At 40.8% G+C, this 719-nt stretch carries 1 protein-coding gene; it reads left to right on the forward strand.

The genetic code is table 11. The annotated features are described in order from the left end of the window. The coding region (locus CRG49_RS13675) for a VENN motif pre-toxin domain-containing protein (RefSeq protein WP_232727262.1) at nt 1-610 on the forward strand (610 nt) is incomplete at its 5' end. Nucleotides 611-719 lie beyond the last annotated feature (109 nt).

Below are 719 nucleotides of genomic sequence, written 5' to 3' on the forward strand. Positions count from 1 at the left end.
AGAGCGCGAACAGATTCTGGCATACAGCAAACTGGTTGCCGGTACGGTAAGCGGTGTGGCGGGCGGCGATGTGAATGCGGCGGCGAATGCGGCAGCTGTGGCGGTGGAGAAGAATTCTTTGAACTTTATACAAGAAGGTTTGCTGAGCGGAGATTACAATAAATGTCGTTCATCAGGAGGATCGGATTCTTATTGTGGAAATTACAAACCCTTAGGTATTCCTCATTTTATAGCTGCAGAAGTTGCTTTACCTCAAGGATCATTTGTTGGTAAGAGTACCCGTATTATCATTAATACAAGAACAGGAGAAGTATTTATGTCCCTATCAGGAGGTACAAATAATTCCAGAGGTAGTGGAAAATTAGGAGCTTCTCTTAATTTTGGTTGGGTAATTAATTTATCGCCTACTGAAAGAGCTAAATTGGGAAGCGAAATTAATAATACATTAAAAGGGGTATCAATTGGAGGAAAAGGATGTTTGTATGGTGGTTGTTTAGGTTTTTCATCAACTACAGGGAACTCACCTAAAAAATTTACTATGGAGGTTGGTATTGGATCAGGTATTTCCGTAGGAGGTGAATTTGTAGGTAAGATAGGGGAGATAAAATGACTTTGTATCCAGGGCGTGTCCCTAATTTGAATAAGCCCAAAAGAGCCCTATTTTAACCCTATATTCCAACGAAATATAGGCAAACACAAACAATGGCGAGAACCGCAAT

Source organism: Neisseria sp. N95_16 (assembly GCF_002551535.2).
GTDB lineage: Bacteria > Pseudomonadota > Gammaproteobacteria > Burkholderiales > Neisseriaceae > Neisseria > Neisseria brasiliensis.